This is a genomic window from Holdemanella hominis, from assembly GCF_014306155.1.
GTDB lineage: Bacteria > Bacillota_I > Bacilli_A > Erysipelotrichales > Erysipelotrichaceae > Holdemanella > Holdemanella hominis.
Genome location: NZ_JACRWH010000059.1, coordinates 1 through 13,790 on the forward strand (window position 1 = coordinate 1; position 13,790 = coordinate 13,790).

13 protein-coding genes and 4 tRNA genes are annotated in these 13,790 nt (G+C 34.3%); 5 read left to right on the forward strand and 12 right to left on the reverse strand.

Going from position 1 to position 13,790, the window contains the following annotated elements:
• Positions 1–233: 233 nt before the first annotated feature.
• A complete protein-coding gene (locus H8911_RS10450) occupies positions 234–962 on the reverse strand; it encodes an SPOUT family RNA methyltransferase (RefSeq protein ID WP_117926790.1) in 729 nt (242 codons plus the stop codon).
• Between the two features lie 73 nt (positions 963–1,035).
• Between H8911_RS10450 and H8911_RS10455 the strand changes: the two genes are divergently transcribed.
• On the forward strand, positions 1,036–2,193 hold the full coding sequence (locus H8911_RS10455; RefSeq protein WP_117926789.1) for an AI-2E family transporter: 1,158 nt from the start codon (positions 1,036–1,038) through the stop codon (positions 2,191–2,193).
• 67 nt (positions 2,194–2,260) lie between these two features.
• Positions 2,261–3,142, forward strand: coding sequence for a putative manganese transporter (locus H8911_RS10460; protein WP_186999620.1), 882 nt, complete (start codon positions 2,261–2,263; stop codon positions 3,140–3,142).
• A 224-nt stretch (positions 3,143–3,366) separates the two neighbouring features.
• Here H8911_RS10460 and H8911_RS10465 read toward each other — a convergent pair whose 3' ends face one another.
• The 5 genes from H8911_RS10465 to H8911_RS10485 form a co-directional block, all read right to left on the reverse strand.
• Complete coding sequence (locus H8911_RS10465) at positions 3,367–3,588, reverse strand: hypothetical protein (RefSeq protein ID WP_117926787.1); 222 nt, start codon at positions 3,586–3,588, stop codon at positions 3,367–3,369.
• Between the two features lie 141 nt (positions 3,589–3,729).
• Positions 3,730–3,816, reverse strand: a tRNA-Leu gene (locus H8911_RS10470).
• A gap of 7 nt (positions 3,817–3,823) precedes the next feature.
• A tRNA-Cys gene (locus H8911_RS10475) sits at positions 3,824–3,897 on the reverse strand.
• A 26-nt stretch (positions 3,898–3,923) separates the two neighbouring features.
• A tRNA-Leu gene (locus tag H8911_RS10480) sits at positions 3,924–4,010 on the reverse strand.
• Positions 4,011–4,018: 8 nt separating this feature from the next.
• Positions 4,019–4,092 (reverse strand) — tRNA-Cys (locus H8911_RS10485).
• Positions 4,093–4,258: 166 nt separating this feature from the next.
• Between H8911_RS10485 and H8911_RS10490 the strand changes: the two genes are divergently transcribed.
• Positions 4,259–5,140: a YitT family protein gene (locus tag H8911_RS10490; protein WP_227403311.1), complete on the forward strand. Its 882-nt coding sequence runs from the start codon at positions 4,259–4,261 to the stop codon at positions 5,138–5,140.
• Positions 5,141–5,515: 375 nt separating this feature from the next.
• Here the strand turns inward: H8911_RS10490 and H8911_RS10495 are convergent, their stop codons facing one another.
• From H8911_RS10495 to H8911_RS10520, 6 genes are all read right to left on the reverse strand, one after another.
• Positions 5,516–6,208, reverse strand: a complete 693-nt coding sequence (locus tag H8911_RS10495) for a Bax inhibitor-1/YccA family protein (protein WP_255466356.1) — start codon at positions 6,206–6,208, stop codon at positions 5,516–5,518.
• A gap of 19 nt (positions 6,209–6,227) precedes the next feature.
• A complete protein-coding gene (locus H8911_RS10500) occupies positions 6,228–7,931 on the reverse strand; it encodes a phosphoenolpyruvate carboxykinase (ATP) (RefSeq protein ID WP_186999623.1) in 1,704 nt (567 codons plus the stop codon).
• Between the two features lie 94 nt (positions 7,932–8,025).
• On the reverse strand, positions 8,026–9,720 hold the full coding sequence (locus H8911_RS10505) for a proline--tRNA ligase (protein ID WP_186999624.1): 1,695 nt from the start codon (positions 9,718–9,720) through the stop codon (positions 8,026–8,028).
• Positions 9,721–9,737: 17 nt separating this feature from the next.
• Positions 9,738–10,940, reverse strand: a complete 1,203-nt coding sequence (locus tag H8911_RS10510) for a peptidase U32 family protein (RefSeq protein WP_117925167.1) — start codon at positions 10,938–10,940, stop codon at positions 9,738–9,740.
• Complete coding sequence (locus H8911_RS10515) at positions 10,933–11,796, reverse strand: peptidase U32 family protein (RefSeq protein ID WP_117925165.1); 864 nt, start codon at positions 11,794–11,796, stop codon at positions 10,933–10,935. The genes H8911_RS10510 and H8911_RS10515 overlap by 8 nt, the downstream gene beginning before the upstream one ends.
• A gap of 265 nt (positions 11,797–12,061) precedes the next feature.
• Entirely contained in the window at positions 12,062–12,739 is a 678-nt protein-coding gene (locus H8911_RS10520; protein ID WP_186999625.1) for an HAD family hydrolase, read from the reverse strand.
• A 326-nt stretch (positions 12,740–13,065) separates the two neighbouring features.
• Here H8911_RS10520 and H8911_RS12770 point away from each other — a divergent pair, with 326 nt between their 5' ends.
• Together H8911_RS12770 and H8911_RS10525 are read left to right on the forward strand one after the other, a co-directional pair.
• Complete coding sequence (locus H8911_RS12770; protein ID WP_255466357.1) at positions 13,066–13,197, forward strand: hypothetical protein; 132 nt, start codon at positions 13,066–13,068, stop codon at positions 13,195–13,197.
• A partial coding sequence (locus tag H8911_RS10525; protein ID WP_255466358.1) for an IS110 family transposase occupies positions 13,194–13,790 on the forward strand: 597 nt, incomplete at its 3' end. The genes H8911_RS12770 and H8911_RS10525, both read left to right, overlap by 4 nt.

Below are 13,790 nucleotides of genomic sequence, written 5' to 3' on the forward strand. Positions count from 1 at the left end.
AATTTGAAATTGAAGAACTACGAGGATACATTGACATAAGATTCGAAGAATTATATGACAAGTTAACTGGATACATTGATTTCAATCATTCAAATCACCCATTATAAAAGAGCAGAGATTTTAAACATCTCTGCTTCCTAGTTAATAATCCTTTAAACACTCATAGGGTTTTCAACCCTATAATTCTTGAAGCCAACTTTTAGTCGACCCTATCTAATTGCGGATCACCCATTTTAATTCACTTTGACTTTCTTTTGTCTTAATATCTCAAAACTAAATACAGCAGCAGCACTGGCTGAATCTAAGGCATTTCTAAAATCTCTACCGTATTCTACGACAATATTTTGTTTGGATGCTGCCGTAATAGTTGAGCTAAGCCCTCTTAAGGCACCGCCTAAACATAAACAGAAATCCGATTCAAAAGTATAGTCATAGAGTCCTTCGGCATCTTTTCTGTGGGCACACAAAATAGGAAGTTCATTCTTTTTACAATAGTCTACTAATTCTTCATCTGAGTCTACAAAGTAGATCGGTAGTTTTTCATAAGCACCCGCACTTGCCTTTAAAATGGTTTGTTCAGCAAAGCTCCAGTCTCGTTTTGGAAGAATCATCGCATCACATCCAGATGCATAGAGAGTCCTTGAAATACTTCCCAAATTATATGGATCTTCTACGCCGTCGATGTAACAAAGAAATCCATGGACATGTGTTTCAATAAGTTGAGGAATTTGTTTTTCTTCAGCTATAAGTAAAATACCACCATGTGTTTTACCTGTTGCTAAGGCATTGATTTCATCACGCGAATAAAAGATGACTTCACAACCACAATTTTTGGCAATTTTAGCCAAATATCTTGTATCTTTTGTATTTTTTTTCTTATCAATATATAGTTTTTTACAATCTCGAGACCCTGCTTCTAATAGGGCTTTGCAGGAAATGGCCCCTTCAAATATTTTTTCCATACAACTATTATAATGGCTTTTATAATTTTTTTCTAGATGTTATTATATATGGTATGGAAGGAGTCTTACTTAAATGCATTTTAAATTAACCCAAGAAATGAAACAGCGAATCATCGTTTATTCTACGTCTTTCATTATCGCAATCTTATTTTTTACAATATTGAATAAGTTTAAAGACATTAAACGAGCCATTCAGTTTATATTAACGATACTATTTCCTTTCCTTCTAGGAATTGGATTGGCGTTTATATTAAACAATCCACAAAAATGGGTTGAAGATAAGTTACTACAGAATATTCCAATGCATAAAAGCCACAAAAGAATACTATCAACTACTCTTGTGTTTATATTAACCATTGGATTCTTGATCTTATTTTTCTCCATTATAATTCCGAATACGATTGATTCTGTGCGACAATTTTCTAAAAACGTTGCGGATTATTCCGATACTTTAATTGAATACACAAAAGATTTTGCGTATAAATTAAACATTTCAGAAAAACAAGTTGAACAAATGCTGATCAATTTTGACGTCACACAGAAAATCACAAGTGTAGTCACTGAATCGATTCCTAAAATTGCTTCTTACTCTTATAGCTTTGTGAAAGGATTTATTAACTTGATTTTAGCTTTCGTTTCCGCATTCTATATCTTATTGGATCGTGAAAAACTTGTTAAGGGCATAAAAAAGTTAAATTACTCATTATTTGATAAAAACTTTGCGAACTACTTAACTCTTTGGACAAATGACGCGAAGACTGTATTTGAACAATATATCGTAGGAAATATCATTGACTCATTTATTGTCGGTGTTATCTGTTACTTTGGTGCCTTAGTATTACAGCTACCTTACACAAGTATGATTGCCCTAATTATCGGTGTCACAAACGTCATTCCCGTCTTTGGGCCATTCTTAGGTGCTATTCCCGTCATCATTATCTTATGTTTGATTGACCCATTCTCAGCCTTGATTTTTACAATCTTTATCTTCATCCTTCAACAATGCGATGGAAACATTATAAAACCGATTGTTCTTGGAGATAAACTAGGAATGTCAGGCTTTTGGATTTTATTCTCTGTTACTGTTGGTGGTGCATTATTTGGCATTGTTGGAATGTTTTTAGGTGTTCCAATCTTTGCACTTATCTATGCAGGTGTACAAGATTATATTCAAGTTCGATTAAGAAACAAAAAAATCACAATCAACGATAGAGCAGGAACTATTGATTAGTTTCCTGCTTTTTACGTGCAATTTTTGAAAAAATGTGTATACTTATGTAAGTTAGGAGGAACTACCTTTGAATTTTATAGACATTATTTTAGATACAATACACGATACGTGGGCTATGCTCCCCTTATTGTATATTACTTATTGTATATTAGAAGTTTTCGAAAGAAAGAATACGCAAGACGATAAGCTTTTCTTTGGACTACAAAGACTTGGACCCATTTTAGGCGCATTAGTTGGATTGATTCCCCAATGTGGATTTAGTATTCTAGCCGCTATGTTGTTTGTCCAAAATAACATTACACTCGGCACACTAGTCAGTGTTATGATTGCGACAAGTGATGAAGCCATTCCAATCCTAATTAGTAATCCTAAGATGTATTCATCTTTACTTGGTATTTTAGGATTAAAATTAGTTATCGCAATCATTGTTGGATTATTTACTGATCATGTACTATTTCGCAATCAAAAAATCCTCCGCTTCGAAGACATAGAAGAAGATTATGACGATAAAGAATATGAGGAAGAAGAAAGTTCAGGATCAAGCTGTCCATGTTGCTATCCTGAATATCCATTATGGATCAGTGCCTTATTAAGATCTTTAAAAATCTATGTATTCATCTTTATTACTAGTTTTGTATTAACACTATTAATAGAGTGTATTGGAGAAAAAACATTATCAATGATTTTACTTCAAGATAATTTATTCCAGCCAATCATCGCCGCGCTATTCGGCTTTATTCCTAACTGTGCAGCTACAGTTGTTCTAACACAGCTTTATACAGCTGGTGAATTATCCTTTGGATCCTTACTTGCAGGACTAGTCACGAATGCAGGACTTGGTTTAATTGTGATGATACGTTATAAAGCCAAAAAGAAAGATATTTTAAGAACCATGTTCATCCTATTTATAACTGGCGTTATCGTAGGTATTGGATTTATGCTATTATAGCCACAATTGTGGCTATTTTTATCTTTTCGAGAAAATCCAGTTTTCAAAATATTCTGTATCATACCAAAGCAAAAGAATAAGTATAGTAACAATCAACAAAACAATAGCGAAATATAGAGTACTCATTTTTTCGAAAATTTGTCTGAGTTCAATTCTGTATGTGCATCGAGTTCTTCCAATCATTTCTTTGCTATTTTATCAAGCCAACTCATAGTTACCTCTTCTTAGACTAATATTGGAAAATGAAATGGAAATATATCAATTTCTGGATGATTCCATTGATACCAAAGTGCTAAAACAAGTGCAGCCGCTAAGATAACAATCGCATAAAATTTAATATTCTTCATTAATGTATTTCCCTTTTGCTCAAAATCATTCGAATTCAATTCTGGATGTTCATCCAATTCTTTGATTCGTTTTTTCGTTGTTCTTTCAATCCAGTTCATAATTAGATACACCTCTCTTTTATTATATTTTAATCATTAAATTTATATATATAAATATATAAGGTAAACTTAGTCACTATGCTGTCCAAATAAGCACGAAAAAAGCTAGAAACAAAAGTTTCTAGCTATCTTTCCAAATAATGGTGGGGACGGTGGGACTTGAACCCACACGGGATTTCTCCCAACGGATTTTAAGTCCGTTGCGTCTGCCTATTCCGCCACGACCCCATGTAAATGGAGGTTCCGATCAGATTTGAACTGATGATCACAGAGTTGCAGTCTATTGCCTTACCACTTGGCTACGGAACCGTAACTTGTTGATTATAAATAAACGATGGTGGGGACGGTGGGACTTGAACCCACACGGGATTTCTCCCAACGGATTTTAAGTCCGTTGCGTCTGCCTATTCCGCCACGACCCCATCATTTATGGAGGTTCCGATCAGATTTGAACTGATGATCACAGAGTTGCAGTCTATTGCCTTACCACTTGGCTACGGAACCATTTCGTTGACTGCCCATATATAATACCTCAACGTAAAATAAAAAGCAAGAAAAAATTTAATTTTTTTACATTTTTTTAAAAAATGTACATTTTCCATTTTTGGTTGAACTTATTTGACAAATGACCTATTATAATGTGGTCAATGAACAAGAGGTATTTTATATTATGCAACACATTATTCACCAGCTTCAAAAAGAACAGAAGCTAAGACTGTTAACGTCGACCATAATGATTGTATTTAGTGCTTTCATGCAATGTTATATCATGAATGTATTTATGGCACCATGCAACCTAATCTCAGGAGGATTTACAGGACTTGCTCTATTAATCAATAAAGTCTGTGCTCTAGTAAACATTAATTTTCCTACTCAAATTGGAATCATCGCTTTAAATGTTCCTGCAGCCATTCTATGTTACAAACACATCTCACCCAGATTCACTTTTTTGAGTTGTGTACAATTCTTTCTAGTATCCTTCTTTATTTCTATCTTCCATTTTGAACCGTTCTTCGAAGATCAAATCTTAAATGTTCTATTTGGAGGCTTCTTATGGGGTTTTTCTATTTCCCTATCCCTAAGAGCTGGAGGATCTACTGGAGGAACGGATTTCATTGCCCAATACGTTTCTAGTAAGATTCATAGAGGTATATGGGACTATGTATTCTTCTATAACTGCGCTATGATTATTATCTTTGGATACTTATGCGGATGGATTTATGCAGGATATTCCATCCTATTCCAATTCTTATCTACAAAGACAATCTCATCTTTATATCAAAGATATGCACAAATTACCGTTGAATTTACAACAAACGATCCAGACCCCATCATTGATGCTTTTATGGCCACTTGTCGCCATGGTATGAGCGTATTTGAATGTTATGGTGCATACAGTCATCATAAGTATTACGTATGTAAAGCCGTTATTTCTACTTATGAATTAAGAGACGTTGTCGATAACGTAAGAAAGGTCGATCCTAAAGTATTGATCAATACATACAATACAGTAAACTTCTACGGAAACTTCTATCAAAAACCTTTGGAGTAGCATGTTACTACTCCTTTTATATACAATTAGAAAAAGGAAATGCGTCATACACATTCCCTTTATGAAGTTAAGATCAGAATGAAAATCATTAAAATCCAAAATATAGAATAAAATATTCGATAGGATTTATAATCCTTATTTTTTATACTATGATATATATTTAAAACAGAAACTAGAAGTATATAAGGTAGAATCCCATAAGCATAGACTTTAATAAATCTTTTAAAACATACTTTAATTATAAACGCTAGTCCAATTAAAATATCTATTATTAAATTAAGTATGTAGTGTTTTCTTTTCGTTCTTTATACAATAATATTAACAAGAATACATTTAAAATACAAACAAAAATAGATGTATCCATTGCGAATACACCTATTTATTATTTCGATTTCCCATGCCAATCAACTGTAAAATTCTTAAGAAAATATTCAAGAAATCCAAATACAATTGTAAAGCCATAAAGATTGCGATCTTATCTTGTGCTACGACTGAACCATCCGATTGAATCAATAAACGATTCATTCTTTGTACATCCCAAACTGTGATGCCTGTAAAAATCAATAGAGTAACGATAGAAAGCAAGCGAACATCCATACTAACTCTAAATAACATCATAAAGCATTGTGTAATAATCAACACAAAAAGTCCAATCATACATAATGAGCCAAAGCTAGTAAAATCTTTTTTTGATGTTGTACCAATAACAGCTAAACTAATAAAGTAAACTGCACTGACTAGAAAAGCAGTACCAATTGTAGCTACATCATATACATAGCCAATCGAAGTAAGTGAAACACCCATACAGATGGCATAAAGCACTAACATGACTTTCATACCTGTACTTGATGTAGATCTTGCCATAGAAACACCAAAGGCAATGGACAAGATAAATGGTGCAATCACAAACAACAAAAATAGAAATGGCATGGCACTCAATAAAATCAATAAAGCGTTTGTAGCATATAAGCCATAAGATACAATTGCCGTGATGAATAAAGCAACACCCATCCATGCATAAGACTTCAACAATGCACTTTTTAAAGTGTTTGTTGAATAATAATTCATTGAATCGTTGTTAAACATATTAATCCTTTTTCTGGATAAATTCTAATAATTGCTGAGCCGCAATATTTAAACCTTTACGGTTTGATTTATCGAATCCTAAGTGCGTATAGATTTCACCCACAAATACTCCGTTATCTTCTAGAGCCTGGAACATTGTGTCGATGATTGGTTCGCAAAGTTCTTGTTTTTGCATAGGACCAAATGGGTTTGCGAAATATGTTGTTGAAATACCAACTTCTTGAGTTGTACCTAAAGCCATACGTTTACCTAATTTACAAGTATCTTTTACTTCTTGAACAGTTAATTTCTTTAGACCAAATTCATTAGTGTAGTTGTTTGCGTACGCAAATAAATCGATTTTATGATTGTGAACAACAACGCGATATGGAGCCGCTGGCTGAATCATACGTGAGTTTGGATTTTCTGGAGCCATGAAAATTGAACGGTCCATGTCACGATATGGAGTACCTGGATCCAAATCATCTAAACGAATGAACGCACCAATTTCAGTACCCTGACCATATGGAACGCCATCTTCTAAGTGAATTGTTCCCATATCATCAAATACAACTTCTACTTCACGAATCATATCTCCAGCAGTGGCCTTTAATGCTTCAATGGATTCAGATTTACCAGCACCACTATCACCCATCAACATGATACCTTTCTTAGTTCCATCCTTTAAATAGATGTTTACGAAAGCACCATGGATTGGTAACCAACCTTTTTTCATCTGTGCCAAGTTATGTAAAGTTAAACACATTTTCTTTAAATATCCAAAGTATTCGATACGAGGATTGTCACTAATACATCCTACCCAAATATCATTGGCCTCATCATAATAGAAGTTTGTTGCATCATTTCCATCGTCATTACCAAAAATAACAACAAGATCTGGTTTTTGAGCACTCTCTTCTTTTGTAGCTAATTCAAACAAGTTAGCCATACTCAATGCACTAGACATATATTTTGAGTTGAAGTATACGAAACATAATAAAGTTCCAACCTTACAAGGATAACAGAACCAGTTTGATTCTCCCTTTTTGAAATATGTCATTGGCTGTGTATCTATTTCAGTAAACATTCCTGTACGTTTACTTGATTTTGGATGCAAAATCATTGGAGTTCTTAACATAACTGTATCGATCATTGGAATATCTTGTAATGCGGCATATTCATCAGCCCATACTTTATCCAAAGTATGAACAGAGAAACATGCGTTAGTTCCAGCTTGAACCTGGCGATACACTAAGTTTGGTCTCCCCATTAATTTTTCTTCAAACAAACGATATGTACGAAGAATTAAATCATTTGAAGCTGAGTCAAATGCCACTAATGTATTAATACCAAAATCCGTTGAATTATCACTCTTCATATATCCAAAACGTTGTAAAGATCGCCAATTACGATACATCTCTTCAATAACACTTAAAGTTGCATCTTTATTTGAAAGATAATATTCATCTTTTAATTCTTCACAAGTAAAGATTGACAATAAACGCAAGAAATGACAGAAATCACAAGAAGCTTCTTTTGAATTCAATTCACCATTCTTTGTCAAATACGCGTACATGTTCGCATTATCTGTTTCTTGATATTCAATGAAATATTGAACAAATTTTGTGAACGTATGAGATTTTAATAAAACCTCACGACTCTTTGGATATGCCAAATTATAGTTGATAATAACCTGGTTGTTAAAAATTTCAATTTTATTTTGCATAATTACACTCCTTTAACTATGACTAATATACATGAAAATTGTATGAAAGTAAATGTATAACTTAATTTTTTGTTTATAGTTCAAGCACAAGCGTTTACATGACGAAAACTTTTTCGATTTCAGAATAAACATCCTCAATCGTAATTTCAATCTTTTCACTCGTATAACGATCTGTCCACTCAAGTTTACCCTCTTTAATACCACGACCCACAGTAATACGATAAGGAATCCCAATCAATTCCATATCTTTAAATTTAACGCCTGGACGCTCATTACGATCATCCAAAATAACATCGAATTTGTGTTCTTTACAGAATTCATATAGATCATTGGCAATCTTAACTTGTTCTTCATCCTTTAAAGATACCGGAACAATCGCAAGTCTAAATGGTGCAATTTCAACTGGCCATTTAATACCAAAATCATCATGGTGCTGGTCAGCAACGGCTGCCATACATCTTTCTAGACCGATACCATAGCTTCCCATCCAAACTGGCTGTAATTGGTTATTGGCATCTGTATAGTATAGATTCATGCTCTTAGAATATTTTGTCCCCAATTTAAATAAGTTACCAACTTCAATACCATGTTGGAAAGTTAACTTCTTACCACACTTAGGACAAATATCTCCTTCTTTAACCTGACAAAGATCTGCCACTTCTACAGGCTCGAAATCTTTGCAATTTACATTCTTAATGTGACGATCCGATTGGTTAGCACCTACAATGAAGTTTTTCATATGTTTGATTTGACGATCCATATATACAGGACAATCAATGCCGACTGGGCCCGCAAAGCCAACACGCGCATGTGTTACCTTTTCAACTTCTTCAAAGCTAGCCATTTCCATTTCATTAGCACCCAATAATTTCAATGCCTTTGTTTCATTTAATTCACGATCACCAGGAATACAGAATGCGATTACCTTTCCATCTACGTTATATAGTAATGTTTTAACGAAATCACTTTCCTTCTTACCAAAGAAAGCAGCCACTTCTTCAATTGTTTTTGCGTTTGGTGTATCAACAATTTCCATTGAAAGTTCTTTTTCACAAGAATCTTCCATTATATCTACTACTTCAGTGATTTCTAAGTTACTAGAATAGTCACAACCTTCACATCCAACAACAACGTCTTCACCAATACTTGATAAAGCCTGATATTCTTCTGATAATAAACCACCCATAGCTCCTGTATCCGCTTTAACAATCTTATATTCCAATCCTAAACGATCCATGATACGGCAATATGCATCATACATCTTGTTGTAGGCTACATCCAATCCAGCTTCATCCACATCAAATGTATACGCATCCTTCATGATGAATTCGCGAACACGAATCAATCCATAACGAGGACGAGTTTCATCACGATATTTCGTTTGAATCTGATATAAGTTATATGGGAAATCCTTATAAGATTTTCCATCCATACTACTAGCTACCGCAAACAATTCTTCATGTGTTGGGCCCAAAACATAACGCTTATTATAACGATCACTCAATGAAAACATATTTGAACCAAAGGCTTCACGACGACCCGATTGTACATATACATCTTCTGGAATCAATGCTGGCATCAACAATTCTTGTGCATCTTTCGCATCCATTTCTTCACGAATAATATTTTCAACTTTAGAAAGAACCTTCTTTCCCATAGGCATGATCATATAGATTCCGTTTGAACATTTTTTGATCATTCCAGCACGCACCAACAAATTACTTGATACGCTATCTTCATCTTTCGCATTTTCTCTTAATGTATAAAAGAAACTCTGACTTAATTTCATCTTACTTACCTCTTCCACTATCTAATTTTACGAATCATCGCATCAACTTCAATAGGACCAGACCATTTTGTATGTACGATCTGCATCGGCTTATTACAAACCTCTAATACATTTTCTTCACTATCATACACATCCCCTACATGTACAATCGTACTTAAAATGTGAGGGCCAAATATTTCTAAATCCTGATTTGGCATGAAATGATTCTTAACTTGTAAAGTCGCCATCTGACTTTCTTTGTCATAATCCTGCACAATGGCTACATATTCCTGTGTTACCGTTTCATCATGATCTTGATACAACTGTATCTTATGTTTAGGAAGACCATTATAGAAGCCCGGCCCTGTCGGTCGGTTCTCTGCCTTGGCAATTTCCTTTTTTACACGTTCAATGATTTCAACATCCGCATGCCCATGCTCATAAATATAATCAATCAACATACGATAGCTAGAAACAACCGTAGCTAAATAATAAGCACTTTTCATACGCCCTTCAATTTTCAAGGACGCTACACCCATATGTATGAAATTCTCAATATAATCCACTGCCTGCAAATCCTTTGAAGACATGGAGAATAAATTCGTTGGATCACTTAATTCTGTTTGCCCATCCATTAAATGATATTTCCAACGACAACTCTGTGCACACCCACCACGATTCGCATCACGAAGCGTCATATGATTACTCAATACACAACGTCCTGAAAAAGAAATACACATACCTCCATGAATAAAGACTTCGATAGGAAGAATATTCTCTTCACAAATCGAACGAATATCATCCATTTGACATTCTCTGGCAAGAACAACACGGTCCATACCCTTTTCTTTCCAGAATCTTGCAGCACTTGAATTTGTAGAAGAATGCTGCGTTGATACATGCACTTCAAACTTACATCCAAGCTTTTTAGCCAACATCATAATCGATGGACTTGCCACAATAATCGCATGCACGCCAATCGAATCCAAAGTTATTAAATACTCTTCAATACCATCAAGATCCGACTCATGCGGAAGCATATTTACAGTTACATGCACATGACTATTATGTGCATTCGCAAATTTGACTAATTCTGCGATTTCGTCAATGGAAAAGTTACTTGCACGCGAACGCAAACTAAACTGCTTACCACCTATATATACAGCATCCGCCCCATATAAAATCGCAATCTTTGCTTTTTCTAAATTTCCAGCAGGAGCTAATAATTCAATCTTATTCATTTACTTGCTCCTCCTTTTTCTTAATTGTCTCTTCTAAATACCAACGGTTTGTTGACTCATCATCCATAATTTTAATCCCTTGTAAAGCTAAATCATATAAACCCAAGATTTCAACAGTCCAATCATCATCAAAAAATAAAGAATCAATGCGGAAGCGATGCATTCCTACATATGTAAAATCCCACATTTCCTGTAATGAGTTGATTGGCATTTCACTAAAGATATGTGTACCCGTTTCATCTTGCACAATTGGCATGCGTTGATCACGCGTTTGTTCAATCAAGTCATAATGACACGGTAATGAACAAACCGTTTTGTTCACAGCCTCTAAATAGTTAGTGACCAAAGGTCTTCTTGAATATAGAATTGAGAAATACCCATGCACTAAGATTTCAATATCCGGATTGTGCTTTCCAATACTTACCACTTCTTCAAGACTCAATTCATGTGCTAAAGAGACAGACTGAACGCCTAAAGACATATAGAAATCCACATCTGCACTTGAAGCCACCAATGTTTCCGGTTGATAAATCAATTTGAATTCAATCCCCAATTGTTTCGCCTCAAAATATAGACCTTCATCCGCATAGTAAATACCATCCACATCCAATTCTTTAAAAATAGAAAAGTATTCACGAACACCCGATAGATCTTCATCCATACATAATCTTAAAAAGTTGATATATAATTTTAGGCCAAGCTTTTTACACTTCTTCTTCCAAAGCTGTAAATCCTCTTTTTTTACCGTAATACTCGAACGAATCGAATAATGTTCAACACCAATGATCACGGCATCTGCCTTCGCTCTTTTTAATTTTTCTAATGAATCAATAGAATGAATTGTTGTTATAAACATAATTACTCCTTATCAAAACATACAGATTTATTTTACCACAAATGTGATTTTATGCCTACTTAACCTCCTATTTAAATCGGACTTAATTTCATATATACTTATATTAGAAAATACTATGCGAACAAACAAACACTTAATGAGAGATTTGAAGATTACAATAAACCCACTGAGCAAGAAGAAAATATGGTCGGATGAAATCATTGGTGAGGAAGCATTGTAGAAAAAAAGAATGCCATTACGACATTCTTAACAAGGCTAGTTCAATCTAGTCTTTTTTAATGAATTCAACCAACTCTTTAGCCGAATATACGACATGATCTGCACAAGGCCCACTTACCTGATGATGACGATTAAAATGAATCGTCTTCATGCCTGCACTTTTAGCCCCTTGCATATCATTGATATAATTATCTCCAATATAATACCATTCTGTAATATCTTCATGCATCGTTTCCATACACTTTTTAAATGCATTCACATCCGGTTTTGCAACACCAATTTGACCACTCGTAAATACATTTTCAGGTTTAAAATAATCAAAGACACGAAGCACTTCTAATTTCATTCTTTGATGCGCATCCTCTCCATTTGTCAAAATTGCAAGTTCATCTTCACAATTCGAAAAATAATCAATCAACGGTGCATCCATTTCAATATGATGCTGATAATATTTATAGCGAGACTGAAACTCTACAGCTTTTGAATGAGAAAAAATAATCCCATACTTTTCACAAGCCTTTTCAATACGATAAACACCAGATTCATCAATCGTAATCTTTCCTTGTTGAAGATCATCAAAAATCAGATCTCCAAACTTACGATAATCCGTATAAAATAAATCCATATCCACATCTACATTAAGAAGGAATTCTTCCATGCACTTGCGAAATGGCCAAGATAAATCATAGAGTGTATCATCACAATCAAGCATTAATTTCTTCATATAAACCAACCATTCCTTTCAGCTTCGCTTCAAGGCACACATTGGAATTAAAATGTGCAATGAGCTTTGCTTTTATTTTTTATCTTTTATTTGTTACCATGTTCTTGAAGTTAGAAGTACACTACAGAGCACGGTGAGGTGAGTTGCAGACTTCTGCATCTCGTTCAGATTAAATCAGCATATAAACCAGTGTAAGTTCGAGTATTTCAAGCGCACATTAGTGTTGACATCAAGTCCGTAGATTAATCATTGACTATTAGTTAATCTTTAGTGCCACTCGTTCAGTCAATGCTTCTTTCTTCTTTATTTTGAAAGGAGCTTTTTCTATGAAAATCATTTATCCTCGTGTTTGTGGTATAGACGTGCACAAACAATTCATTGTTGCAGTTATCTGCATTTCTGAACCCGTTGAACCAATTTATCTAAAAAAAGATTCTCGACTTTTCACAATGACTTGATCCGGTTTAGAAACTGGCTGATTCAAAACGACTGTCAAAATGTATACATGGAATCCACTGGTAAGTACTATATTCCTGTCTACAATGTATTGGAATCCCATATTTCCAATATCTTCGTTGCCAACCCTAAATGGGTACGCGCTGTTAAAGGCGAGAAAGATGACGATAAAGATGCCAAATGGATTGCTGATTTATTTAAGTTTGGTATTGTTAGAAGTAGTTTTATACCTCAAAAAGATTTCCGCATCCTTCGCGAACTCACTCGCTATAAATACAAACTTGTAAATATGCGTTCCAGTGAAAAGAACCGTTTTCAGAATGCTCTTACTTCTGGTAATTGTAAACTGGATATGGTCTTTACTGATGTTTTCGGCAAATCCGCATCTAATATCATCGACCTTATTTTATCAGATAATCCATACACAGATGAAGATATTCTTTCAAAAGTTCACAAAAAATGTAAAGCATCTCCTGATATGATTCTTGACTCAATTAATGGAACGGATTTAACACCAGTCCAGAAATCTCGTATAGAACTTGTAAATGACCACATCAAACAATTATCATCCAATATCCAAAGACTTGATAAACTT